At 53.7% G+C, this 3,279-nt stretch carries 3 protein-coding genes; all 3 read left to right on the forward strand.

The features are described 5' to 3' along the window. Positions 1-1,404: hypothetical protein (locus J9889_RS20605; protein ID WP_210557929.1), on the forward strand; the 1,404-nt coding region annotated here is incomplete at its 5' end. Next, a complete protein-coding gene (locus tag J9889_RS20610; protein ID WP_210557932.1) occupies positions 1,401-1,712 on the forward strand; it encodes a hypothetical protein in 312 nt (103 codons plus the stop codon). The genes J9889_RS20605 and J9889_RS20610, both read left to right, overlap by 4 nt. A gap of 340 nt (positions 1,713-2,052) precedes the next feature. After that, a complete protein-coding gene (locus J9889_RS20615; RefSeq protein ID WP_210557935.1) occupies positions 2,053-3,189 on the forward strand; it encodes an integrase family protein in 1,137 nt (378 codons plus the stop codon). The last annotated feature ends 90 nt before the right edge of the window (positions 3,190-3,279 follow it).

Below are 3,279 nucleotides of genomic sequence, written 5' to 3' on the forward strand. Positions count from 1 at the left end.
TACCGGATCGACATCACCCGCACCTCGACCATCAGCCAGTTTGCCGCCGACCTGGCCTCCCTGGTGGCCAAGTATCGCACCTGGTTCGACGGTATGATGACCTGGCTGACCGGCTCGGGGGATGTCGCCATCCTCAACCCGGACACCGGCGCCAACGTCACCATCCCCAGTTGGAAGAAGGTGGCCAGCGAAGGAGAGGGACAGACGGCCCGCGCCAAGGTCGAAGCCGACCGGGCAAAGACCGAAGCGGATCGCGCCCTCACCGAGGCTGACCGGGCAGCGGGGATCGTGGCTGCCGCCTCCCTGCCGCTGCCGGATGTGTGGGCGCCGCTCTCTGACAGCCTGCGCCTTATCACCGGTTATGGCCGTGACGTGCTGGTCGGGTCGGATGTGGTGGCGAGGATGGTCAACTTTTCCCGCAACTCAACGGCTACCTACATCGGCAAGGATGGCCAACTTAAAACCGCCGCCGCGAATGAGCCTCGCTTTGAAAAAGAGGGCTTGCTGGTTGAGGGGCAGAGTACAAATATAGTTACAAATTCTAATGTGTTTACTCCGTATGGAGCTGGTGCCACCAAGATCGATCAGCAACCTGGGCCGTTCGGAGCAAACGACGCAACTAGGATCGATACAGTAAATCCATACCAGGGTACAAACCCGCCTCTATCCTCATCTCTCGTTGATGGCGCCGTTTACACCTCATCGGTGTGGTTGCGTGGTGCTGTTGGTGGGGAGAACATTCGCATTGGCATTCACAACTCCACCACTGGGGTACGAGTCACATTAACTACAGAGTGGAAGCGTTATTCGGTAACTCAAACCCGCGCAGCTGGAACCAATGCGGCTTTTGTTATTCAAGCTGAATCTGCGGCTGTGTCGTTTTTTGTCTATGGCGCCCAGATGGAGACCTTACCATTCGCCAGCTCGTACATCCCGACAGCTGGCGCGGCGGTCACTCGGGCTCAGGACATTTGCTGGATACCCGTGCAGAATGCTGGTTTGCAGGGGCTTGCCAACGAAAAAACTATGTCCGTGGTTAGCAACATCATCGGAGTTGCTAACAACTTCGGCTTTATCCTAACTACCCCTTGGGGTGCGATTGGCTACACACGCGCACAAGAGCAGGTTTACGGTGTTAATACGTCATTAAGTGTGACCTCCCCAGTCCGAATCAACCAGCAAATCAGGAGAGTTGCGCGGTTCACCAAGGGGGGTGGGGCAACCGGACTCTTTGGTAATAACAGAAAAGACACGGAGACCGGTGATTGGATGATCGGCAACATATCGAGAGTCTCGATTGGAAGCCATTCTGACTCTTCAAATCTTCCTCACTTTGGCCACGTTAGAGACTTAAAGATATGGTTAAAACCTCTCTCTGACGAGCAAATCAAGGCGGTAGCATGACCTTTATCGACCTCAACCTCAAGGCGGCCGACAAGGCCGCCATGACCAAAGCCCTGCAGGCCGCTGGCTTCGTCAAAGACAGCGAAACCGGCACCCTCTATCACCCCACCGCCTCGCTGCAACTGCTGCCGCCTGGCATGGTCACCCGCCCCACCGGCGCGGTGCAGACCGTCGATGGTATCGAGCTGGAGGTGCGTGAGCCCGTGCCCGGCTATCACGCCAACGTGCGCACCACCGACGCCGCCCTGGCAGCCGCCCTGGCGCCGGTGACGGTCGTTGTTGAAACCCCGCAATATGTCTGGGCCTAAATTCTCGCAGAGCCTGAAATGTTCACAGTTAAACAAGGTACAAAAGATGGTACAGAATAAATTGGATTGGAAATTAAGGCATTAGATTCAGTTAATTATCGTGTGGTTACATAATCGTGGAAATAGAAGGTAGGCTTTGTCTGCTGGCTCATTTCGTGGTTCTGAATTGTGTTTATATGCTTGAAAAACAAGTCGTTATACGGAGTGTCATCTCAGATTGTCTCACTTTGTCCGATCTTGATTCAGTCCGTTTCAGACCAGTTTGGTACGTATCTGTGTACACGTCTGGGCGCGTTAATGTGTCAGTGAAAAATCAGATGGCCAATCACAGGAGAGTCATATGCCACTTACTGATGCGAAGCTACGTGCCCTGTATGGTAAGCCCTACTTTGGTAAGACGGAATTGTCAGATCGTGATGGATTGTCAGCTCGGGTCACCGAGCGTGGCACCATCTCATGGCAATATCGCTATCGCTGGCAAGGAAAAGCGGCGAGACTCAAAATTGGACGCTATCCCGACCTTAAACTCGCTGATGCCAGGGCTTTGATCCCTGCTATCCGTGGTGCACTTGAGCGTAATGAACATCCCAGAGTTTTCTGGGATAAGCTCCACCAGAAGCATGATGTCACACTGAAACAGTGCTGCGAGCATTTTCGTGAGCATCATCTGCCCAAGCTGCGGCCCCGTACGGTCATGCTTTATGAGCATACCATGCAGCGCTATTTCGAACCTCTGTTTATTGGTATTCCGGTTGAACAGATCCCGTTTTCCAGCTGGCTGGAGTGGTTTGATAAAATTGGCAAGAAAAAGCCGAAAAACGCAGGGCATTTATTGCGCAGGTTAAAATCCATTCTTAGTTTTTGTATTCGGAGAAATCTGATTGTCGGCTCCCCAGTGTTGCAATTACGCACGGAGGATGTGGGTTCTCAACCTGAGAGAGGTACTCGCGTGCTGACCATGCGTGAACTCGCTCAGATTTGGATTGCATTCGAACAGAGTAAGGCCAGCCGCGGATTAAAATTGGCGGCCAAACTGGTGATCCTGCTGGGCTGTCGCAGCGGCGAGGCATTGGGGGCGCAGTGGAGTGAGTTTAATCTGGAGGAGCAAATTTGGACGGTTCCCGCTGCTCGTGCCAAAAGTGGGGCGCCAATACGTCGGCCTATTCCTACCCGGGTGATGATGTTGCTGCAAGAAGCGGCAGCGAAATCTCGGTTAAAGGGCGGCCCTGTATGTCGCTCACCTGTGAATCCAAAGATGCCATTAAGTAGTGCATCTCTTATCCAGCTTGCAGAGCGGGTGAGAGATAAACTGGAACTGCCATATTGGCGTATGCACGACATGCGTCGGACGTTGAGTACGCGTTTATCGGAAGAACGAGTTCTACCACAGGTAACCGAAAAAATTCTTGGCCACAGGATGGCGGTATCTATTCACCAGGACGGGGTTGACGGCATCAGTTCTGCCGGGATGGGATAATCTGTCTTCTCGATGCACGCCCTGACCACGGCCCTCAACCACTCCTGTGGGCAGCGGCCCAATCGCTTGCCGGTCTCCACCAACGACAGG

Origin of the sequence: Aeromonas sp. PrichA-15, assembly GCF_017939245.1 — a bacterium.
In the GTDB taxonomy this organism is placed as follows: domain Bacteria; phylum Pseudomonadota; class Gammaproteobacteria; order Enterobacterales; family Aeromonadaceae; genus Aeromonas; species Aeromonas caviae.

What these genes read in the sequence shown, in the direction of transcription:
- J9889_RS20610 (WP_210557932.1), top strand. Translation starts at nt 1,401, where the DNA reads ATGACCTTTATCGACCTCAACCTCAAGGCGGCCGACAAGGCCGCCATG.
- J9889_RS20615 (WP_210557935.1), top strand. Translation starts at nt 2,053, where the DNA reads ATGCCACTTACTGATGCGAAGCTACGTGCCCTGTATGGTAAGCCCTAC.